Annotated in this window: 19 protein-coding genes; 3 read left to right on the plus strand and 16 right to left on the minus strand. The window is 63.7% G+C overall.

All coding sequences use genetic code 11. The features are described 5' to 3' along the window. Window positions 1–102: 102 nt before the first annotated feature. The 11 genes from UB31_RS31640 to UB31_RS31690 all read right to left on the minus strand — a co-directional run bounded on the left by UB31_RS31640 (window position 103) and on the right by UB31_RS31690 (window position 10,108). A complete protein-coding gene (locus tag UB31_RS31640; RefSeq protein ID WP_045013653.1) occupies window positions 103–1,014 on the minus strand; it encodes a flagellin in 912 nt (303 codons plus the stop codon). A gap of 17 nt (window positions 1,015–1,031) precedes the next feature. Beyond that, a complete protein-coding gene (gene flgK, locus UB31_RS31645) occupies window positions 1,032–2,807 on the minus strand; it encodes a flagellar hook-associated protein FlgK (protein WP_045013654.1) in 1,776 nt (591 codons plus the stop codon). Between the two features lie 18 nt (window positions 2,808–2,825). Next, entirely contained in the window at window positions 2,826–3,299 is a 474-nt protein-coding gene (locus UB31_RS31650; protein ID WP_045002040.1) for a hypothetical protein, read from the minus strand. A gap of 9 nt (window positions 3,300–3,308) precedes the next feature. Then, on the minus strand, window positions 3,309–3,569 hold the full coding sequence (locus UB31_RS31655) for a hypothetical protein (protein ID WP_045013655.1): 261 nt from the start codon (window positions 3,567–3,569) through the stop codon (window positions 3,309–3,311). A 3-nt stretch (window positions 3,570–3,572) separates the two neighbouring features. After that, window positions 3,573–4,838 (minus strand): flagellar hook protein FlgE, encoded by a 1,266-nt coding sequence (flgE, locus tag UB31_RS31660; RefSeq protein ID WP_045013656.1) that lies wholly within the window; start codon window positions 4,836–4,838, stop codon window positions 3,573–3,575. A 31-nt stretch (window positions 4,839–4,869) separates the two neighbouring features. Continuing rightward, a complete protein-coding gene (locus UB31_RS31665) occupies window positions 4,870–5,538 on the minus strand; it encodes a flagellar hook assembly protein FlgD (RefSeq protein WP_045013922.1) in 669 nt (222 codons plus the stop codon). 250 nt (window positions 5,539–5,788) lie between these two features. Next, window positions 5,789–6,061: a hypothetical protein gene (locus UB31_RS31670; RefSeq protein WP_045013657.1), complete on the minus strand. Its 273-nt coding sequence runs from the start codon at window positions 6,059–6,061 to the stop codon at window positions 5,789–5,791. Between the two features lie 160 nt (window positions 6,062–6,221). Further along, window positions 6,222–6,662, minus strand: coding sequence for a flagellar export chaperone FliS (locus UB31_RS31675; RefSeq protein ID WP_045013658.1), 441 nt, complete (start codon window positions 6,660–6,662; stop codon window positions 6,222–6,224). Then, window positions 6,662–8,365, minus strand: a complete 1,704-nt coding sequence (fliD, locus tag UB31_RS31680; protein ID WP_045013659.1) for a flagellar filament capping protein FliD — start codon at window positions 8,363–8,365, stop codon at window positions 6,662–6,664. The genes UB31_RS31675 and fliD overlap by 1 nt, the downstream gene beginning before the upstream one ends. Before the next feature lie 78 nt (window positions 8,366–8,443). Continuing rightward, a complete protein-coding gene (locus UB31_RS31685; protein ID WP_045002027.1) occupies window positions 8,444–9,268 on the minus strand; it encodes a flagellin in 825 nt (274 codons plus the stop codon). A 141-nt stretch (window positions 9,269–9,409) separates the two neighbouring features. Beyond that, window positions 9,410–10,108 carry an RNA polymerase sigma factor gene (locus UB31_RS31690; protein ID WP_045002025.1) on the minus strand — a complete coding sequence of 233 codons (699 nt, stop codon included), beginning with the start codon at window positions 10,106–10,108 and terminating at the stop codon, window positions 9,410–9,412. A 513-nt stretch (window positions 10,109–10,621) separates the two neighbouring features. Between UB31_RS31690 and UB31_RS31695 the strand changes: the two genes are divergently transcribed. The 3 genes from UB31_RS31695 to UB31_RS31705 all read left to right on the plus strand — a co-directional run bounded on the left by UB31_RS31695 (window position 10,622) and on the right by UB31_RS31705 (window position 14,996). Then, window positions 10,622–13,036, plus strand: a complete 2,415-nt coding sequence (locus UB31_RS31695) for a hypothetical protein (protein WP_045013660.1) — start codon at window positions 10,622–10,624, stop codon at window positions 13,034–13,036. 91 nt (window positions 13,037–13,127) lie between these two features. Further along, entirely contained in the window at window positions 13,128–14,447 is a 1,320-nt protein-coding gene (locus UB31_RS31700; protein WP_045013661.1) for a hypothetical protein, read from the plus strand. 12 nt (window positions 14,448–14,459) lie between these two features. Next, a complete protein-coding gene (locus UB31_RS31705) occupies window positions 14,460–14,996 on the plus strand; it encodes a hypothetical protein (RefSeq protein ID WP_045013662.1) in 537 nt (178 codons plus the stop codon). A gap of 1 nt (window position 14,997) precedes the next feature. Here the strand turns inward: UB31_RS31705 and UB31_RS31710 are convergent, their stop codons facing one another. The 5 genes from UB31_RS31710 to UB31_RS31730 are packed head-to-tail and all read right to left on the minus strand — an operon-like array spanning window position 14,998 to window position 20,399. Continuing rightward, window positions 14,998–16,248 (minus strand): acetyl-CoA hydrolase/transferase family protein, encoded by a 1,251-nt coding sequence (locus tag UB31_RS31710; RefSeq protein WP_045013663.1) that lies wholly within the window; start codon window positions 16,246–16,248, stop codon window positions 14,998–15,000. A 31-nt stretch (window positions 16,249–16,279) separates the two neighbouring features. After that, window positions 16,280–17,446, minus strand: coding sequence for an acyl-CoA dehydrogenase family protein (locus UB31_RS31715; protein WP_045013664.1), 1,167 nt, complete (start codon window positions 17,444–17,446; stop codon window positions 16,280–16,282). A 40-nt stretch (window positions 17,447–17,486) separates the two neighbouring features. Continuing rightward, the gene (locus UB31_RS31720) at window positions 17,487–18,776 is read right to left on the minus strand and encodes a TRAP transporter large permease (RefSeq protein ID WP_045002019.1); all 1,290 of its coding nucleotides are present in this window, start codon (window positions 18,774–18,776) and stop codon (window positions 17,487–17,489) included. A 12-nt stretch (window positions 18,777–18,788) separates the two neighbouring features. Continuing rightward, window positions 18,789–19,343, minus strand: a complete 555-nt coding sequence (locus UB31_RS31725) for a TRAP transporter small permease (RefSeq protein ID WP_156175644.1) — start codon at window positions 19,341–19,343, stop codon at window positions 18,789–18,791. A gap of 30 nt (window positions 19,344–19,373) precedes the next feature. Beyond that, window positions 19,374–20,399: a TRAP transporter substrate-binding protein gene (locus UB31_RS31730; protein WP_045013665.1), complete on the minus strand. Its 1,026-nt coding sequence runs from the start codon at window positions 20,397–20,399 to the stop codon at window positions 19,374–19,376. Window positions 20,400–20,496: the final 97 nt, after the last annotated feature.

A 20,496-nucleotide genomic window follows, 5' to 3' on the forward strand; every position in this document is an offset into this window, starting at 1 on the left:
TGCCGATGAAGTTGGCAGACCGCCTGTCGTATGGTCTCTGCGACACGTAAATAGAACGTCCTGGGAAACCGACGAAATCAATGACTGCCGAACAGGTCTCGCCTATTTCAAATAGCTTGCGAGATTCATGCTGAGAATCTTGGACATTGCCGAATAGGACGCGGTGAGCTGCGCCTGGTAGGTCGACAGCTGTGCGGTGATGGCCGCGACGTCGACGCCGGTGAGGTCATTCGACAGGGTCTCGGCATAGCTCTTGTAGTCGGTCTGGCGCGCGCTCGCCGTTTCGATCGAGGATGCCGAGCTCGACAGCTTGGCCTGCACGGCCGCGGTGTCGTCGAGCGCCGTGCTGGCCAGATTAAGCGCACTGGTGATGTCCGAGGACGACAGCGAGGTGCTGTTGGCCACGAACTTCAGCACGCGCATCACCTCCTCGAACGCCGAATTGTCGGCCGTCACTCCGTAGGAGACGGTCTGGTCGGAGGCGACGCGCACCGAGGCGATCTCGTCGTCACCTTTATAGTAACTGGTGTCCGCCGTTGTCGTGGACCCCGTACCCGACGAGAAACTCGTGAGATCGACCGGCGCCGTGTCCGTCTTGCCGCCGGCAAAGACATACTGGCCGTCATATTGCGTGTTCATCAGCGAGCCCATCTCATCGAGCATCTGCTGAGCGGACGAGATCACCGAGTTCGTCTCGGTCGAGCTGCCGGTCGAGGCGGCGCTGAGCTGGGAGCGGAGCTGCGTGATGATGTCGGTCATCGAGCCGACGGCCGAATACATCACCTGGACCTTGCTGTCGGCGAGCGTGGCCGCGTCGACATAGGATTGCGCGCGCGTCACCGAGACCTGGAGATTGACGACATGCTGCGCGTTCGAGCCATAACCGCCGTAATCGGTCGAGACCATACCCGACGATTCCTGGACCTGCTCGTTGGCCATGACCGACTCCACGCGCATCGCGTCGGCGATCATCTTGTTCGACTGGGCGAACGTGGCGATCCGCATCGCGACCATGGGCCTGCTCCTGCGCTTTAAGACGACTGCACGGCGGTTATGAGCGCCGCGTACATCGTGTTGATGGCCGAGATCAGCGCGGAGGCCGCCGAATACTGGTTCTGGAGCGTGCTCAGATTGGCCGATTCCTCGTCGAGGTTGACACCCGACTGCGACGACAGCGAGCTCGCATAGGTCGACTGCGCGGTCTCCTTGGCGGTGTAATTGGTGGACGCCTGCGAGGACTTGGTCGCGACGTCGGCCACGATGGTCGAGGCATAGTCGGCGAACGAACCGGTGGTGGCCGCAAGCCCTCCGGCGGACGAAAACGTCCGGGACGCCGTCAATGCGTCGTAGAACGCATTGACCACCGTCGCCGATCCCGATGTCAGCACGCTGCTGCCGACCGTGAGGCTCGAGGAAGAATCCAGCGTCGCGAGCTGCAACTCGCTAGTGCCGGACAGGATGCTGCTGTTGACCGCGATATCCGACGCACTCGTTCCCGTCACGAGATCGTTGAGGCCGAAATAGTCGGAAAATCCCTCGCTGGAGCTTCCCACCGAGCTCGTCATCTCGTTGATGGCAACCCCATTGCCCGAGCCGGTCGCCGTGATCGAGAGATGGCCGTTCGCATCGACCGACGCCGACATTCCGGAGATGCCGTTGATGGCGGTGACGAGATCGCCGACGGTGGCATAGGACGACAGATCGAGATCGCTGTAGGAGACCAGATTGCCGCTCTGGTCGGTGACGGCGAGGCGCACCGTGCCGGTGGCGGACAGCGCCGTGCTACTGGTGACGCTGGCGGTGCCCGTCAGGCTGGTCGGCGCCGGCACCGTGGAGGCGCTGTTCGAGACGGTGTTCACCGCGGAGGCAAGCTGCGTTGCGAGCTGGTCGAGCTGGGACTGCGCCGCCGGCAGAGTCTTGTCGCGCAACGTGATCAGCGCGCCGATATCGCCGCCGGTGATCTGGGACGTGATGTCGACACCGTTCACGGAGATCGCGCTAAAACCGCTCGACGACGAACCGGCGGTGTAGGTCGTCGATGATGACACGTTGGCCGCGGCGGTATAGCTGATCTTGTGCGCGGAGCTGTCGACCAGCGCCTGCCCGGTCGTGGTGTAGATCTGGAGATCGCCGTTTGACGCCGTAAAATAGCTGACGTTCATCTTCGAGGCGACGTCCTGGAGCGCGGTGTTGCGCTGGTCCTCCAGGTCGGCCGTCGACTGGCCGGCCGCCGCCGTCTGCTTGATCTCGGCGTTCAGATCCGCGATGTTCTGCAAGTCCGTGTTGACGTCGTCGATCGAGGACGAGATGTCCTGGTCGGCATTGGAGCGCAGTTTCTGGATGCTGCTTGAGGTCTCCCGCAACTGGCTCGTGACGTCATCGAGTGCGCTGACCACGTTGGATTGCAGCGAGGCGCTGCTCGGCGTGCTCGCAAGCGACGACAGTGCCGATTCGAGCGAGGCGATACTGTTGGCGAGCGAGGTCCCGGTCGACGAACTATCGGTGCTGCTGGTCGAGCCGTAGAGCTTCTCCAGCGACGTCAGATAGGTATTCGTCGTGTCGGCCGAGCCGAGATCGGAGGTCGCACTGACCAGCGACTTCAGCAGCAGCTTGTCGACCGTCGAGGTGATGCCCGTCACCGTGACGCCGGTGCCGACGCCGTCGGTGACGCTGCTCGACTGGTTCGCGGTCTTCTTGGTGTAGCCCGTCGTGTCGGCGTTCGAAATGTTCGACGACGTCACGCTGATCTGGACCGACGTGGACGACAGGCCGCTGAAGGCGATCGATCGTGCGATGTCGAGCGACACGGCGGGCTCCTCTCGTGGTCAGGCGCTACGGCTGGTGCCGCTGGAGACGGCGCGCGCGGCGACACGGCCGGAGGCGCCATAAGGCGACACCGCGGCAATCTGCTCGCGGATCGCCTGCATGACGGCTTCGATCCGGCGATTGCTGGCCTCGATCGCCGCGCGCAGGCGCACCAGATTCTCGTCCATCGCCGCGCGCAGCTTCAGGATCCGCTCCAGCAGCTGCTCGCGCAGGAGACGGTCCCGCACGTTCAGGGTGGTCGTGCCGGCCGCGCACTCGGCGACGGTCCGCTCGAAGATCTCGGCCAGCCGGTTCTTCTCGTCGACCTGCTTCAAGCGGGAGGCCGGCAGACCCTTGGCCAGCTCCGCATTCTCCTCCGCGACCAGCGCGGTCAGGACGTCGATCAGCGCGATCAGCGACTTGATCTGTGCGTCGCCGGTTGCAGCGTTGGTCTTCGTGGCTTGGCTGTTGGCTTTGGCTACACTCATGGTCATCGCCTTCTTCTAATTATGCCGTTTGCCGCGACCGGCCTGCGAGTTGCGCAAATACGCGCCGATCGCGATCGTCCGGACGGTCGCCTGCCTCATCTCGCCCTCGACCTCCGCGCATTCCTTCAACAGGCCGCGGCGGGTCGTCTCGAAATCGTCGAGCAGCGCGAGCAATTGCTTGCGGTCGCTGCCCTTGACGGTCGCGGCCCGCGCCACCAGCCGCCGCAGCCGGCGCAGCAGCGCCTCTCCGGTAGCCTTGGCTTCCTCACCGCGCATCACTCACCTCATCGCCGAGATCAGGGTGTCGTACATCTTGTCCACGGTGGAGATGACCTGGGACGCTGCCGAATAGGCCTGCTGCGCCGAGATCATGCTCGAGAACTGGCTGGAGGTGTCGGTGGTCGAGGATTCCAGCTCGCTGCCATAGATCGTGCCCGCACCGTTCTCGCCGGACGCCTGCAAGGCCGCATTCCCCGACGTCACGGTCGCGGAATAGAGTCCGTTGCTGGCGGCGGAAAGCCCGGTTGGATCGGCAAAGGTCGCCACCGCGATCTTGTAGATCGCAATGGTCTGGCCGTTGGAATAGGTGGCGTCGACCACGCCGTTCTTGCCGATCGCGATGCTGGACAGCTTGCCGTAGGACAGGCCGTCCGAGTCGATGCTGGTGACGTTGACGGTGGGCGTCGTCTCGCCGGAGGCGTACTGCGTCAGACCGTCGGTGCCTCCGACCGTGCCGAGATTCATCGTGATCGTGCTGTCGGCGGCGCCATCGGTCCAACCCGTGACCGCGACGGTTGCCGGGCTTGGGCTGGTGCTGGCAAGCGAGCCGTCGCTGTTGAAGGTGATATCGACCGTGCTGCTGGTCGTGCCTGTCGCAGTCGTGGTATCCGAGGTCGAGGTCGGATCGGCGAAGCTCGCGCTCCAGGCGTTGGTTCCAGTCTTGGTCCAGGTGACCTGCATTGAGTTCGCTGCACCAAGCGAATCGTAGACGGTCATCGAGCTGGTATAGGTGTCGCCGGTTGCGGCATCCGACGGCAAATTGGCCGCAATCGTGGTCTTGGTCGTGGCGCTGCCGCTGGTCGAGGCGACCTGGGTGTTGATGGCCTGCAAATTGCTCGCCGACTCATTGCCGACGACGTTACCGTCCGAATCGGTGCGCCATCCCTCCAGGTAACTGCCGTTGTTCTCGAGATAGCCGGCGTTGTCGGTCGAGAAGGCGCCGTTGCGGGTGTAGGAGACGGTGCCGCCCGACGTGGCACTGGTCACCACAAAGAAGCCCGAGCCCTGGATGGCGACGTCGGTGGCGTTGGAGGTTGCCGCGAGCAGGCCTTGCTGGGTGATGTTGGCGCGACCAGAGACAGTGACACCGCCCGAGGCATAGGAGGTCGTGTTGCTCGACGCGGTGACGAGGTCGTCGAACATCGCCGAGGTCGTCTTGTACCCCGTCGTGCTGGTATTGGCGATGTTGTCGCTGATCATCGACAGGGATTGGCTCTGCGCGCTGAGCGCCGAGATCGCTGAGGACAATGCGCCGGTGAGACTCATGATGAAACTCCAGAGAGATCGGGACGTAAGATCAGGACGTGACGCCGATGATGTTTGCGGCGCTGACGGAGACGCCGTTCACGGTCAGCGACGGCGTGGAGGTCGAAGTGTCGATGCCCGTCACGGTGCCGGTGATCGTCGTGTAGTTGAGCACCGAGTTTCCGGCGGAATCCGTCGCGGTCACCGAAATGGTGTATTGGCCACCATCAGTGAGCTGGGTACCGCTGGAATTCTTGCCGTCCCAGGTGAAGGTGTTGGAGCCGGAATTCCCGGTGCCGGTGCCGGTGTAGACCGTGTTACCCGAGGAATCCTTGACGGTGATCGCGACGTCGGAAGCGGCCGAGGACAGCGAGTAGCCGAACGTCGCCGAGCCACTGCTCAAGGTCGACGTGTCGGTCTTCGCCTCGACCGTGTGGCCGATATAGTTGACCGAGTTCAGCGTCACCAGGCTCGAGAACGAGCTGGAGAGCGAGGTCAGGTTGGAGTTGATCGACTGCTGCTGGCTGAAATTGGCGTAAGACGTGAGCTGGTTGATGAAGTCCGTGGTCGAGGTCGCGTTCAGGGGATCCTGGTTCTGAAGCTCGCTGACGAGCAGACTCAGGAAATCGCTCGAGGTCAGCGTCGAACTGGACGACGTGCTCGACGACGATGACGTCGTGGTGGCTGTCGAGGCAGAACTCGTTGCGGAAACTGTCGTCATCAGAAACTCCGGCTTTCCCGCGCCGCCGGCGACAGGGATGTCGGCCGGCGGCACTTGAAATCTGTGTGCTGATGAAACGCGTGGGCGTATAAATTCAGGCGCGGATTCACCCGCGCGAAAATCGCTTTCGATTAGGCAAAATCTGCCGTGCGCGGCACTGCTGAAGGCGCGCTCACGAAAAAGCGCAGCCGGTCGCTTGCGACGGCGCGATTAGTCATGCTGCGGATCAGAATGTCAGCGGTAGAGAAGTTCAGCTCCCCGCCGTCTCGCCTTCCGTGCGCGGCTCGGCGGTGTCGCTCTTCATTTTTGCGGCAGCGGCGACGATGCGGTCGGCGAGGCCTGCGGGCGCCCGCACCGGAGGCGCGGCGAGTGCGCGGCGCAAAGTACGGGCTTCTTCCAGCAGGGCGTGGGCGGCGGAGGATCGCGCAAGCAGCTCTTCGGCAGGCAAGCGCCGGTCGTCGGGCCAGAGCGAGAGATCCTCGCCCAGCCGGTCGATCAGTTCCTCAAACTCAGTGACGTCCATCGCCCGCCGATCCCACCTCGGTCAGGCTCGTCATAAAGCATTGCAGGCGCGGCGAAAACCGGGATTTGCGCGGTGTCCCACGCCAAAACCGCGCAAAACCTTGCGAAAAGCGGCCGAAACCGCGCCCGGGCAATCGCCGGCCCGTCAGGGTCGGGGGACGCTAAGGGCTTCCGTGGCCCTTGCGAGACGAATCACCGGGTGCGGGCTTGGCACCCCGCACCGTCGTGTCGACGGACTCCCAGGCCTCCCGAAGCTCGGTCAGCCCCGCGATGATCCGCCGAAAGCTTTCGCGCGCGTGCGGACGACCATAGGCCTTCAGACTCGCCAGGATGAGGGCGTTGTAGGTTTGGAACAGCCGCTCGGCCACCGCCCCGCCCTTGGTGAAGTCGAGATTGTGGCTGAGGCCGCGCAGGATCGCGGTCGCCTTCATCAGGTGCTCGTGCCCCTCCTCGAAGCGCCGCGCTTCCTGCGCGGTCAGCGCCTTCTGGAGGAAGGTGATCGCGCCGCCGAGCAGCATGGAGATCGCCTTCAGCGGCGGCACGCTGGTTGCCGCGCCCCGATAGGCCTGATTGGCCATGTACGCCATCGGATTATGCATCATCAACTACTCGAGCTGGAGTTAAGCAAGGCCTTGAGATAGGTGAGCGTGTTGTTGGCGCTCTCGATCGCGGCCTGGTAATTCGCGTATTGGACCTGGAGCTGCGCCTGGTAGGCGGACGCAGCGCTGTCGATGTCATCGACCTTCTGCTGGAGATCGCTGTCGCGGTCCGTCAGGTTGGTGATCAGCGTCTGCAACGCGCCCGAGCTCGACGAGTAATTCTTGGCGATCTGATAGACCTGCGTGGCGAGACCGGAGGTCGAGGTCACCGTGATCGACTGCGACGTCGAGCCCGAATAGGTGAAGGCCATGCCGGCATAGGCCGTGCCGGAATTGCCGATGATCGAGGTGCCGTTGACGGTGAACAGCGACGAATCGCCGCCGATCGAGGCCGAGGACAGGTTACCGGAGGAATCGACCGAGAGATCCACGGTGAAGGATTGCGGCGACGTTCCGGTGTTGACGACGGTGAGCTGGCTCGACGAGGTCTTGGTCTGCGCCGACAAGAGCGTGGTGACCCCGCTCAGATTCGTGCTGAGGATGTCCGACAATGTCGAGGTGTCGAGCTCGAGCTCGTTGTTCTCGTTGAAGGACAGGCCGAGGTCGGCCATGGTGAGGCCGCCGACGGTGCTGTTCATGGCATTCTGGAGCGCATCCATGATGTCGCGCATGGTGCCGTCGCCGAACAAGACTGCACTCGAATCCGCCGTACCGTCCGAACCGGTCGCCTGCTGGGCGATCACCGCATCGCGAAACGTGTTGTAGTCGGTGACGAACGTCTGGACCGCCGTTTCGATCTGACTGGTGTCGGGCTCGATGCTGATGTTGAGCGATGTTCCGCTCGGTGTCGCCTGAAGCAGATTGAAGGTCACGCCCGTGAGCACGTCGGTGATGTCGTTGGTATCGCGGGTCATCGAGATGCCGTCGAGGGTGAACTCGGCCGCCTGAGATGTCTGCAACACGTCAGAAAATGCGCCCGAGCTGTCGGTCACCCCGAGCTTGTTCAGGATGTCGTCGCCGGACGTGCTGGAATAGCTGATGTCGGCGGCATCCTCGGTCCCCGTCAGCACCATCTCGTAGGACCCGCTCGACACCTGGACGATCGAGGCCTGGACATTGGTGGTCGAGGTCTGGGCGTTGATGGTGTCGACGATGTCCTGAAGCGACATCGTGCTGTCGACGGTAATATCGGCCGTGCTGCCGCCCGCAAGGCCGAGGGAGAACGTACCGGAATAGCCGAGCTCGCTGGTCTCGCTCGACTGCGAGGTGCCGAGCACCTTCTGTGCTGTCGCGATCTGGCTGATCGTCAGCGTATGATCGCCGGTCGCCGCGCCGTTGCTGACCGACATGGAGAGCGCCGAGGACGCGCTCACGTCGCCGGTCGAGCTGATGGTCGCCGCGCGCGTGGCAAAAACGTTGGTCGCCAGCGAATTGACGACGGCGGTCGCGAGCGAGGACAGCCCGCTCGACAGCGTCGAGAGGTCGGTCTGGAGCGCCTGGTAGGCGGTGACCTTGGCTTCGTTGTTGGTGATCGTGGTCGAGATCGTGGTCGCCTGGGTGAGCTTGGCGTCCACCGCCGCCGTGATCAGCGCGCTCCAGTCGAGACTGGTCGACGTGGTGGTGCCGGTCGTGGTCACCGAGGAGGCGCTCGACGTGCTCGAGCTGGTCGCCGCCGTGCTGCTGGTGCTCGAACTGACGCTGGTCACTTTGCTGCCCGATCCATCGCGAAGAGTGCCGGACCGGCATCAAGCCGGCCCGGTAGGACGTTCGTCAGGCCCCGCGCCTTAGCCGAGCAGCTTGAGCAGGTACTGCGGCATCTGGTTCGCCGCGGATTCGGCCGACACCGCGGCCTGGGTCTTCACTTCGGCCGAGGACAACGTGGCCTGCTCGGACGCGATATCCACGTCCTTGATCGCCGAGTTCGCGGACTGCAGGTTCTCGGTCTGGGTCGAGATCGAGTCGGACGAGAAGTTGAACCGCGATTCCTGCGCGCCGATGCTGGCGCGGGCGGCCGAGACAGTGTCGATCGCGGAGTCCAGCGTGTCCAGCGCCGAGGCCGCGTCCGACAGTGTGGTGACGTCGAGCGAGGACACGTTGAGCGTCGACGCCGTCAGGCTTGACAGCGTGATCGTGATGGTGTCGGAGCCGGAGGAGCCGACCAGGACCGAGACGCCCGAGGAGAACACGCTGGTGCCGTCGAGCAGGCTCTGGCTGGAATAGCGCGTGCCCGTCGCGATGGAATCGATTTCGCTCGTGAGCTGCGAGAATTCCGATTGGATGTAGGTGCGGCTGGAGTCGGTGGTGGTGCCCGACGCCGACTCGGAGGCCAGCGACTTCATGCGCGCCAGGATGTCCGAGATGTTCGAGGCGCCGCCATCGGCGGTCTGGAGGATCGCGGTCGCCTGCGAAGCGTTGGTCGCGGCCTGCTGGAGGGTGGTAACGTCCGACGAGATGCGGGTGGAAATCGCGAGACCGGCGGCGTCGTCGGAGGCCGAGGTGATGCGCGAGCCGCTCGACAATTTGGCGAGCGCGCTGCTCTCCTGCGCGGAGTTGATGTTGAGGTAGCGGACCGCGGAGTTCGCCGCGGTGTTGGTGGAAATTGCGGGCATTGGAGGCTCCTGTGCTGATGGGCATCACGTGCCGCATCGTTGAAGACGATTGACGACGCGGACCGCAGCCCCGTCCGTTCGCTCAAACGATGGAGCGCAAGGAGATCAGGCGCGAAAATTTTCGCAGGGCCAATTTTATGGTTAGCAATCGGTAAACGCGGTGCGGATGTCGCGCTCGTGCTTGCGCAGGAGTTGACGAAGCTGCTGGCGCCCGCGCTTGAGCAGCGACTCCACGGCGGCCACCGTGGTGTCCATCACCTGGGCGATCTCGCCGTTGCTCATGCTCTCGTGGTACGAGAAGATCACCGCGATGCGCTGCTGCTCGGGCAGGCGCTGCATCGCGAGCTCCAGCATGCTGTTCAATTCGTTGCGCTCGATGATATCAGCGGCGTCCGGCTGGCCGTCGGCGACTTCCGGCACGGTGTCGACATTCTCGGTGCGCGGCTTGCGGCGCAGATCGATGCAGCGATTGGAGATGACGCGGTAGAGCCAGGTCGAGAATTTGGCGCGGCCGTGCTGCCAGCGTCCGCGATGGCTCCAGATCTTGAGCATGGTGTCCTGCACCACGTCCTCGGCATCCGCCGCGTTGCCGACGATGCGCAGCGCGATTGCGTAGGCGCGATCGATGTGGCGCTCGACCAGCATGCGGAACGCCGCCTCATCGCCGGTGGCAAGCCTGTCCAGGAGTTCGCTGTCTTCGTCGAAGACAATTTCGGCGGCGACCGGCGTGCAATCCGGCGCGAGCGGCACCGACGGCATCACCGGCACGATCTCTTCAGCCGGCACCGTCGTCGTGATCTCGGCCTCGGCGGGAGCCCAGACATCAGCAGCGTAACTCATCCCGCAACCTCCAACCCGCAATGCCAGCGGCGCACATGCCACACGGCTTCCAGGCGTTGAACGCGGGGCCAAAACAATCCAGGCGGAGAATTTTTGTTATTTTTCAAGATGTTAGCCGGTATCTTTTGCCGAGCATCGGGCAATAATTGCCGACTGCGCGCTTCTCTCGCGCGTCACACCTGCAATCATCACATCGTCTCGCGCCATGGCGGATCATCCATCCTGAACAGATGTACGTGAGAGAAAACGCTGACATTACGCGGCACTAGGTGACCAAACGCGACACGCGCGCAGCGCATCAAGAAGCGATTGTTTCCGAATGTGAATGAACGCGAGACGACTTCCGCACTCGGCAATTTTTTCCGAATCACCTTTTTCGAACCTAGCGATTTTTTTGAATCTGTCAGTCGTAACGAATGCGTTTTTGAATCGCGCGTGAACTTTTTTCGTCGTTGTGGCGCCTGACATGGCGAATACGAACGTTAATCGCTCTGATGGGCGGGGAATCTTGGCATGACGATCGCAACGACCGGCCTCGAGCGCCGCGCGCAAATTGTTTCTGCTTGGTCGTTCGATGTTTTCGATACATTTCTGTTGCGCGCCTGCACGACACCAGATGGCGTATTTGAAAGGACTTACGAGCTTTCTGGCATTTCAAGAACTTGTCCAAATGTTTCCGCGAATTTCATTCAGCATCGCATCCAGGCCGAAGCACGCGCGCGCAAGACCGCGAAGGACAAGCGCGGTGCGAGCGAAGTCCACATCGATGAAATCTATTCCTATTTTCCGTTCAGGCTGTTCGGCCTCGCACGCCGCGATCTGAACGACCTGGCCGAATCAGAGTTTTCGGCCGAGCTCGAGCTCTGCCGCGCCAACCCGGACATGCTTCGGCAATATCTAGACATGAAGCGCGCCGGCCACCGCGTCGGATTCATCTCCGACACCTATTGGGATTCCGATCGACTTGCGCGGCTGTTGCGGGCCTGCCGCCCCGGGCTGACGTGGGACTTCCTGTATGCATCCTGCGACCACGGCAGCGGCAAGGGCGAGGCGCTGTTCGCCAAATACCTGTCCGAGCAGGACATCGACGCGAGCGCGTCCTTTCACGTCGGTGACAACGACAAGGCCGACATCAGGGGCGCGAAGCGCCATGGCATTCGGCCGCGCTATTATCCGCAGGCCACGCCGCAGCTCGCGTCGAAATTCCAGCGCGAGACTGCGGTGTTCGAGCTCCTATGCGCGGGCGCTCCGTCGCGGCTCGATCACGGCGCGCGCACCTTGCGGCGCATGGCCGCCGCGGGCAACGCCGAGAGGTCGCCCGCCTTTCACCTTGGCATGACCGTGATCGGCCCGGTGATGACGGCGTTCGACGCCTTCATCGCTAGGGGCTGCGAGGAGGTCGCGGGCCCGGGCCGAAAGGTCGCCCTCGCCTTCCTCGGCCGCGACGGCTTTTTGCCACACCGGATCTGGCAGGAGTTGCACGGGACGACATCGGCCTATCTCGATATCAACCGGCGCGTCAGCCTGATCGCCTCGGCCGATACCATGCAACCACTCGTCGATCTTCTCGCCAAGATCCTGAAGATCGATGCGCCGACGTTCCGCGACATGATCAAGATCCTGCCGCCGGAGGTCGCCGCGTTCTTCGCGACGTCGCCCGACGGCATCGTGACTGGTCCGGAGATCGCCGAGGCGCTGCCCGACCTGATGGACGCGAGCCAGATTGTCGAGCTTGCCGCGGCTTTGCGCGCGCGGTTGCTTGCCTATCTGCGCCACACGATCCCCGGTTTCGACGAGTGTACCGACCTTGTGCTTGCCGATCTCGGTTATTCCGGCAGCGTGCAGAAGGCGTTGCGCCGCGTCTTCGACCTGGCGGGCCTCAAGATCCGCCTCCACGGCGCCTATCTAATTTCGCTCGACGACGCGTTCGACGATGTCGCCGACGACGACACCGCGGCAGGCTTCATCTCGGACTTCGTGGTGACACCACACATCAAGCGCATGCTGATCCGCAACATCGCGCTCCTGGAACAGATCTGCTGCTCCGCCGATGGCTCGGTCCGGGACTATGACGGCGACCAGGTGTTGCGTGAGATCAATCCGCGCCCGGCAAGCCAGATCGCGCTTGCCGCGGAGATCCAGGCCGGCGCCGTCGCCTTTGCAGACAGCGCCGAGGATGTCGCGCTCGACTTCTGTCTCAGCCCTTATGAGGCGCCCGAAATCGCCGCACGCTGGTGCACGGCAACGCTGGCGCGGCTGTTGCTGTTGCCTGACGAGGACGAGCTGGCGCTGCTCGGCGAGTTGAAGCATGACGTCAATCTCGGCACGCATGCGCTGGCGCCGATGCTCGACGTCGACTTCGTCCGCAATCAGATCACCGCCCGCGGCCTGTCTGCCGCCTGCGCGTCGGCTGCACCGCCAATGTGGCTCGCGGGCAGCTTTGCCCGCCTGTCGCCGTCCCATGCCTATCTTTACACGCTGTTTGGCGCCAACCGCCTGCCCGCGAATGTCTTTGAAGAAAGCCCCTGCGGCGCGGTTCAGATCGGTCTGTTCCGCGCAAATGGCGAAGCGGCACTCGAGAGTGTGTCCGTCCACCGCACCGGCCTCGGCGAATTGCACCTGCGCATTCCCCTCTTGCGCACCATGGGCATCGCCACGATCGCGCTCCCGCTGCCGAAATTCGCCCCGGAGGGCCTGCTTCATGGCGTGACCATCCAATCTGGCGACGACGTCCGCGACGCCACCGAGAGCCAGGATGTGACCAGCATCGCCGCCGAGAGCCTGGTCCATGCCGGTGTACAGCGGAACGGCGCGCATTATCGCAGCGAGAACGAGGACGCCTGCCTGCTGATCCCGGTCGCCCCGATGACGCAGGACTTCGCCGTCTATTCGGTCGCGATTACCCCGCTCGGGTCCAGCCTCAAATAGTGCGCCTGATCACGTCGCCCCGGCCGTTGAAGTCCAAGGCTGGAATCCAAGGTTTGGAATCCGAGCGCTGGCGACGCGAGGGGGCACAGAATTGACGGACGGGACGCACGCAAACCTTGATCGTCTGCTGCAAGCCGGCGGCATCCGGCTCGGCCGGGCCCAACACGATCGCCTGAGCTGGCTGATCGGCCAGTACGGCGCGCCGACGCTGGACGAGAACACCGACGGACGGCGAAGCGGCATCATCATCCTCAAGGAGCCGCCAAGCGGCGCGGCGGCCGAGTTGTTCTACCGCTCGCTCAATCCCGGCTGTGCCGTCGTCATTCCCTTCAGCGAGAATCCCGGCTTCGATTTCCTCAAGTCCAAGCTGACCGAGTTCGGCACCGTCGGCCCCTGCGGCGCCGATGGCCCGCATGAGATGTGGTGGGGCGGCATCGGCTGGTCGAAGTTCCTCGCTGCGGCCGATAAGTCGGCTGTTCGCCCGCGGATCGTCTCCTGCTACCCGCGCGGCGGCGACGCGACTGCGGCCTTCGCACTCCGGCACTCGCTCGAGCGGTTCGACCTCGCCTGTCATATCGAGCCGATCGATACCCAGCTCGGCGACCGCATCCTCTGCTTCGAGAAAGCCGAGTTCATGCTGCGGATGTGGAACAAGTACCGCGAGCCGCTGCTGTTCGTGGAGGCCGGCGCCGTGCTGCGCGAGCCGCCACTGCTGCCGTCGTTCCTCGGCTGCGATGTCGCGCTCCACAAATGGAACCGCTGGGAGATGTCGGCACGCACGCTCTATCTCGGCCGCTCCAAGGGCGCCGAGATGCTGCTGCGCACTTGGCAGCAGCTCGCCGCATCTTACCCTGCGATCTGGGAAGGCTATCTGCTCGACCAGGCCTGGAGCCTGACCTCGTCGCAGGTGCCGCTCGACACCGTATGGCTGCCGCGATCCTATCACGCGCTGAAGGGCGATCTCGGCGCAATGCGTGCCACGATCTTGCATGACCAGCAGACGACGACGCTGGAGCTCGGGCCTGATCCGGCCTTCGCAGGCCTCGTTCGCGCGCCCCGCCGCGCCGGCCGCACCGGCGCCCGCGATGCCTTTATGGTGATGACGTCGAAAGCCGAGACCAGCAACGGCATCTCCGTGATTCTGCGCGATATCTCGGCCAGCGACGCGGGCGCTGTCGCCGCCACCGTGGAGGCCGTGACCGGCGCCTACGCCACCGATTGCGGTGGCTACGGTCGGCTGGAGCTGTCGCTCTGCGCCTGGCAGGACGACGTCGGCGCCGCGCGCGACGCCGCGGCGCTGGCGCGTTACCGCATCCTGGAGATCGCACCGGGACAGCGTATCGCCAACGACTTCTTCGCCGCCCACGCATCCGACGATGCGGTCATGACTGCTCGCCACCTCTTCCCCTGAGGGACATCACAGATGCTCAAGACCATCATCCTGCTCACCGACACCGTGCAACAGCAGCAGCCGCTGGCCAATTTGCTCAGAGAACACCATCGCGAGCTCGCCTTCTGCTCCGCGCTACGCGCGTCCGACCTCAGCGCGATCGACCCCGACGTGCTGAGCGAGGCGCGGCTGGTATCCTTTGCCAACGATGTCGCCGTCTCCGAAAAATTCCTGCTCCAGCTCGGCTATGGCGCCTACAAATTCTACGCGGCGCCGGTGCAATATCCGGGCCTGCCACCGGCACCCGACGAGAGCGATGAGGATCCGCGCTGCTACTCCGTCATCGCGCAGTCGATGACGATCTGGCCGGACTTCAAGAAGGTGGTCGGCCTGGAAACCGTGACGATCCCCGACGGCACCGTTCCTGCCGAGCGCGAACGGCTGGTGTTCTCCCGCCTGGCTCACCTGTTCTGGCAGATGTCGGGCATGATCGCCGGTGAAGCGACGGATCTCCCCGGGATCATCGGCTCCAGCGAGAGCCAGCGTCCGACGCTCGCGATGATGAACTGAGCTAGCGCGAAGAGCCGCGGAGCCGAGCCGACAGCGCGTCGCGGTGTTCGGGCGCCGCGATTGCGATCATACGGCGTGCGCGTTCGGCAAGGCCGCAGCCGCGCAGCTCGGCGATGCCCCATTCGGTCACGATGGCATCGACATCGGCGCGCGGCGTCGTCACGGTCTCGACATCAGCGACGATCCGGCTGGTGCCGTCCGAGGCCGTCGCCGGCAGCGCGATGATCGCCCTTCCCCCCGGAGATGCATTGGCGCCGCGCACAAAATCGAGCTGCCCGCCGATGGCGCCGATTGCAATCCCATTCAGCGTCTCGGAATTCACGCTGCCATCGAGCCCGACCTGAAGCGCCGAGTTGATCGCGACCAGCCGGTTGATCCGCGCCATCACGCCTTGGCCGTGCGTATAGGACGTCGGTCGCACCGCAACCGCCTTGTTCTCATGCACGAAGCGGTATAGCCGCTGCGTGCCAATCACCTGGTTGGTGACCGTGATCCCGGCATCGATCCCCTTCTCCGCATTCGTCACCGCGCCGCGCTCGATCAGATCGACGACGGCGTCGTTGATCAGGCCGGAATGGATGCCGAGATTGCGTACATGCGAGAGCGACGATAGGATCGCGTCCGGAATCCGGCCGACGCCGAACTGGAGCGTGCTTCCGTCGGAGATCAGGCTGGCCGCATGCGCGGCGATGCGCCGGGAGATGTCATCGAGCGGCGGCGACGCCAATTCAACCGGCGGACGGCGAGCGGCTATGCGCACATGGATCGGCACGTCCGTGGGCCATTCCGCGCCAAACGTCCAAGGCGCATCCGGATTGATCTCGGCAATCACCATGCGCGCACCGCGTGCGGCACCGATGACATAGTCGTTGGAAAGACTCGCGCTCAGCCGGCCGTCGCCGGACTCCGCGAGTTGCACCAGAACGACATCCGCCTTGTGGCGTCCCAAGGCGAAGTCGGCGCAGAAGGCGCTGTAGTTGCTTGGGATCACGTCGAGCCGCCCGGCCTTGGCGAGCCGCCGCACATTGCCGATCACGCCGTAGCTCTGAAACGAGATGTTAAGCGCGCAGGCCGCGGAGAACGTCTGCGAGAAGATCGGCCCGACCATCACCCGAAACGCAGGCAGATGCTCAGCCTGGGCAACCAGCGCTTCGGTCAGCGTCAGCGGCTCCGCCGTCGCCTGCCCGCACACGACGCGGTCGCCCTCCCGGATCGGGCCGGAAAAATCGATCGGCGTGGTGTCTCCAAGCATCGTCGATCCTGCCGAACGGTCTGCGCGAAGACTAATAAGACTTCGCCAGTCCGAGCACCTTTTCCGCGATGAAGCTCAGCGCAAGCTGCGGACTGACTGGGGCGATGCGCGGGATCAGGCTCTCGCGCATGTAACGCTCGACGTGGAACTCCTTGGCATAGCCGAAGCCACCATGGGTCATCACCGACTGCTCGCAGGCGTGGTATCCGGCTTCGCCCGCCAGATATTTTGCGGCGTTCGCGGCAGCGCCGCAGGGCATGCCCTTGTCGTACTGCCAGGCGGACGACATCACCATCAGCCAGGCGGCCTCGAGCTCCACCCAGTTCACCGCGAGCGGATGCTGGATGCCCTGGTTCTTGCCGATCGGGCGGTTGAACACGACACGTGTCTTGGCATATTCGCTGGCGCGCGACAGCGCAACCTTACCGAGGCCCACCGCTTCCGCCGCGATCAGGATGCGCTCGGGGTTCATGCCTTCGAGGATGTACTGAAATCCCTTACCCTCTTCGCCGATGCGGTCCTCCATCGGGATCTCGAAATCCTCGAAGAACAGCTCGTTGGAATCGACGACCTTGCGGCCCATCTTCTCGATCTCGTGGACCTTGATCTTCTTGCGGTCGAAATCCGTATAGAACAGGCTGAGGCCATGCGTGGGCGAACGCACCTCCTCCAGCGGCGTGGTGCGCGCCAGCAGCAGGATCTTGTGCGCAACCTGCGCGGTGGAGATCCAGACCTTCTGGCCGTTGACGATGTAGCGGTCGTTCTTGGCGACCGCGCGGGTCTTGAGCTGCGTCGTGTTGAGACCGGTGTTCGGCTCCGTGACGGCGAAGCACGCCTTCTCACGGCCCTCGACCATCGGCGGCAGCATGCGCTTGCGCTGCTCCTCGGTGCCGAACACGACGACGGGGTTGAGCCCGAACACGTTGATATGCACCGCGGAGGCGCCGGACATGCCCGCGCCGGATTCAGCGATGGTGCGCATCATGATCGCCGCTTCGGTGATCCCGAGACCGGAGCCGCCGTAGGCTTCCGGCACACAAATGCCAAGCCAGCCGGCATCTGCCAGCGCCTTGTGGAAATCGTGCGGGAAGCCGCCGTCGTGGTCCTTCTTCAGCCAATAGGCGTCGGGAAAGCCTTCGCAGATTTTTGCGATGGCGTCGCGAATGGCTTCCTGCTGATCGGTGAGCGCGAAATCCATGTTGTTGATCTCCTTATTGGGAGCCGCGAGGGCTCCGACCCTAGCGCCCCATCTGCGAGGGCAGCCAGAGAATGATCGAGGGAAACGCCACCAGAATCGCAATCACGAACAGGTGCGCAATGAAGTGCGGGAAAGTGCCGTGAAAGACTTCAGCGACCGGTCGCTTGGCATAGCGGGCGACGATGAAGCAGTTCAGCCCCACTGGCGGCGTGATCATGCCGACCTCGGCGGTGACGATCTTGATGACGCCGAACCAGATGGGGTCGAAGCCGAGCGTCTTGATCAGCGGCAGCACGATCGGCACGGTCAGCACCAGGATCGCGATCTGGTCCATGAAGGAGCCGAGCACGATATAGCCGCACAGAATCAGCGTGATGATCACCCAGCGCGAGGCCGGAAGCGAGCCGACCCAGGCGACGAGGTCTTGCGTCACATGGGTGAGCGTGAAGAAGTAGCCGAAGATCGAGGCACCGACCAGGATCATGATGATCATGCAGGTGCCGTGGCTGGCGCGCAGCAGCGTCTTGTAGAGCGAGGACGGCGTGATCTTGCCCTTGACGATCGCGAGCAGGAAGGCACCGAACGCACCGAAGGCGGAAGCCTCCGTCGGTGTCGCCACACCGAGATAGATCGTGCCGGTCACGATCGAGAACAGCACCACCATCGGCGAGACCTGCCACAGCAGCGCGAACTTTTCCCGCCACGGCACCGATTTCGCGGTCGGCGCGCGCGAGGGATCCTGCCAGACCAGGAAATAGATCGTGGCCATGATGGTGAAGGTGACCAGGATCGCCGGAATGATTCCGCTGATCAGCAGCTTGCCGATATTCACCTCGGCGAGCAGGCCGAAGATGACGAGCGCCACACTCGTGGGCAGTAGCATCGCCAGCGTGCCGGAGATCGCAACGACGCCTGCGGCCATCTTCGGCTCGTAACCCTGGCGGATCATCGCCGGCAGGCTGGTCGAGGACAGCGTCGCGGCTGATGCCGTCGAGGTGCCGCAGATCGCACCAAAACCGGCGCCGGCCAGCGCCGTCGCCATGCCGAGCCCGCCGGGAACGCGGCCGACCCAGGCCGAGGCCGTCTTGAACAAATCGTCTGCGACACCCGACAGCAGCACGAGATCCGCCATCAGCAGGAACATCGGGATGGTGATCAGCTCATAGGACGATACGGTCGAAAGCGGTGCCGTTTCCAGGATGCCGAACAGTGTCGGGAAGCCGCCGACCATGACGAGGCCAACCGAGCCGGAAAAGGCCATGGCGAAGCCGACGGGCGTTCCGAGCGCGAGCAGGCCAAACAGAAGAGCGAGAACGATGAGAGGTGTCATGGATATCCGCCGTTACTCAAAGCCGCGCGCTTCGCCGACGCCGGTGACCGGCGGCAACGGATAGAGATCGCGACCGCTCACAAGGCTCAGCACATTGCCGATGAGCTGGAGCGACAGCCGCAGCACCAGCACGCCGCAGCCGAGCGGCACAAGCGCCGCGGAGATCCAGGTCGGCCAGGGAATGGCGCCGGAGAGCACGTCATGCTGCTCGTAATTCTCCAGCGCGCGTTCGAATCCGACCTTGCAGATCAGGACGAACACGAACAGACCGGCGAGCGCCGTGATGATCTCGGACAGACGGCGCCCGGTAGGCGAGAAGCGCGACAGCAGAATGTCGACACCGACATGGACATGCTCGCGCAAGGCATCCGACAGCGTGAAGAAGAACACGCCGGCGAGGAGATAGAGCCCGATCAGATCATAGGTGAAGGAAAACGGACGGTTCAGCGCATAGCGCATGAACACGTCGGTCACGACTAGCATCATGATCACGAACATGAACACGACCGCGATCACTGTCAGCGCGCGCTCCAGCGCGCCGAGCACATCCCCTGCCCGCTTGATCACCTTGCGCGCCTCCCCCGTTCCGATCCCGAATTACTTGCTGCCGGCGGCGAGCAAGCCTTCGAACTCTTTCAGCGCAGCGGAGGCTTGCTTGCCGCGGCTGTCGAGACCGCTGGCCCATTCCTGGCCGACGCCCTTGAGCTTGTCCTTCATCTCGGCGCGCGTAGCTTCCGGCAGCGGATCGAAGCTGACGCCTTCGTCCTGCATCTGCTTTTTGGTGACTTCGCCTTCTTTTTCAACGCCGGCGCAGGCTTGCGGCGTAATCGCTTCGGAGGCCTCATTCATCGCGGTCTTCACGTCGTCGGGCAGCTTGTCCCAGACCGACTGGTTGATGGAATAGGCCACGATGAAGCTGCCGAAGCTGACGCCTTCGGTGGCGTGCTTGACCAGCTTGTCGAGGCCATAGGCCACGACGCTGTCGAGCGGGAACAAGAGACCGTCCATCGTGCCGCGCGACAGCGATTCATAGGCGTCCGGCGCGGCCATGCGCACCGGCACGGCATTGAGCGCGCGCAGTGTGAGATCTTGCGCGCCGCCGGTGGTGCGCAGCTTCAGGCCCTGCATGTCCTTGGTGGTCTCGACCTTCGACTTGACGGTCCACACCTGATAGGGCGGCAGCACCACCGCCATCAGCAGCTTGATCTTGTTGGATGCATATTCCTGCTTGGCCAGCACGCCCTCGCGCGCGGTCTTCCAATAAGCGAGCGTGCCCTGGCAGCTGGTCGCGAACGCGCCTGGCAATTGCGCGACTTCCGACAGCGGCATCTTGTCGGAGACATAGGAGGGGCCGATGTAGCCGATATCGACCACGCCGGATTGCGTCAGCCGCAGCATGTCGGCGGCCTTGCCGATCTGCTGGTTCGGATAATAGGTGAAGGTCACCGCGCCATTGGTGCGCTTGGTGACGTCGTCCATCCAGGGCTTGAGCATCAGGCGGACGAGATAGTGGCCAGCGGGGAAGCTGTCGGCGACCTTCAGCTCCAGCGCCTGCGCCGACAGTGTCGAGACCGGCAGCGAAAGCGCGAGCAGTGCGGCAACCCGGACCAGATTCGTCTTCATTGGCTTCTCCTTGACGCGTCCCCACGCCGAAGGCGGCAGCCTGCTGCTGCCTGCCGTCCGGCCCTCACTCCAGTTCTTGCTTGAGATAAACGTACAT

Origin of the sequence: Bradyrhizobium sp. LTSP849 (genome assembly GCF_000938255.1) — a bacterium.
In the GTDB taxonomy this organism is placed as follows: domain Bacteria; phylum Pseudomonadota; class Alphaproteobacteria; order Rhizobiales; family Xanthobacteraceae; genus Bradyrhizobium.

Excerpts from the sequence above, each read along its gene's own strand:
- UB31_RS31695 (WP_045013660.1), top strand. The coding sequence starts at position 10,622 with ATGACGATCGCAACGACCGGCCTCGAGCGCCGCGCGCAAATTGTTTCT.
- UB31_RS31650 (WP_045002040.1), bottom strand. The coding sequence starts at position 3,299 with ATGACCATGAGTGTAGCCAAAGCCAACAGCCAAGCCACGAAGACCAAC.
- flgE (WP_045013656.1), bottom strand. The coding sequence starts at position 4,838 with ATGAGTCTCACCGGCGCATTGTCCTCAGCGATCTCGGCGCTCAGCGCG.
- UB31_RS31665 (WP_045013922.1), bottom strand. The coding sequence starts at position 5,538 with ATGACGACAGTTTCCGCAACGAGTTCTGCCTCGACAGCCACCACGACG.
- UB31_RS31655 (WP_045013655.1), bottom strand. The coding sequence starts at position 3,569 with ATGCGCGGTGAGGAAGCCAAGGCTACCGGAGAGGCGCTGCTGCGCCGG.
- UB31_RS31715 (WP_045013664.1), bottom strand. The coding sequence starts at position 17,446 with ATGGATTTCGCGCTCACCGATCAGCAGGAAGCCATTCGCGACGCCATC.
- UB31_RS31685 (WP_045002027.1), bottom strand. The coding sequence starts at position 9,268 with ATGCCCGCAATTTCCACCAACACCGCGGCGAACTCCGCGGTCCGCTAC.
- UB31_RS31675 (WP_045013658.1), bottom strand. The coding sequence starts at position 6,662 with ATGATGCATAATCCGATGGCGTACATGGCCAATCAGGCCTATCGGGGC.
- UB31_RS31690 (WP_045002025.1), bottom strand. The coding sequence starts at position 10,108 with ATGAGTTACGCTGCTGATGTCTGGGCTCCCGCCGAGGCCGAGATCACG.
- UB31_RS31670 (WP_045013657.1), bottom strand. The coding sequence starts at position 6,061 with ATGGACGTCACTGAGTTTGAGGAACTGATCGACCGGCTGGGCGAGGAT.
- UB31_RS31640 (WP_045013653.1), bottom strand. The coding sequence starts at position 1,014 with ATGGTCGCGATGCGGATCGCCACGTTCGCCCAGTCGAACAAGATGATC.
- UB31_RS31720 (WP_045002019.1), bottom strand. The coding sequence starts at position 18,776 with ATGACACCTCTCATCGTTCTCGCTCTTCTGTTTGGCCTGCTCGCGCTC.
- UB31_RS31705 (WP_045013662.1), top strand. The coding sequence starts at position 14,460 with ATGCTCAAGACCATCATCCTGCTCACCGACACCGTGCAACAGCAGCAG.
- UB31_RS31730 (WP_045013665.1), bottom strand. The coding sequence starts at position 20,399 with ATGAAGACGAATCTGGTCCGGGTTGCCGCACTGCTCGCGCTTTCGCTG.
- UB31_RS31710 (WP_045013663.1), bottom strand. The coding sequence starts at position 16,248 with ATGCTTGGAGACACCACGCCGATCGATTTTTCCGGCCCGATCCGGGAG.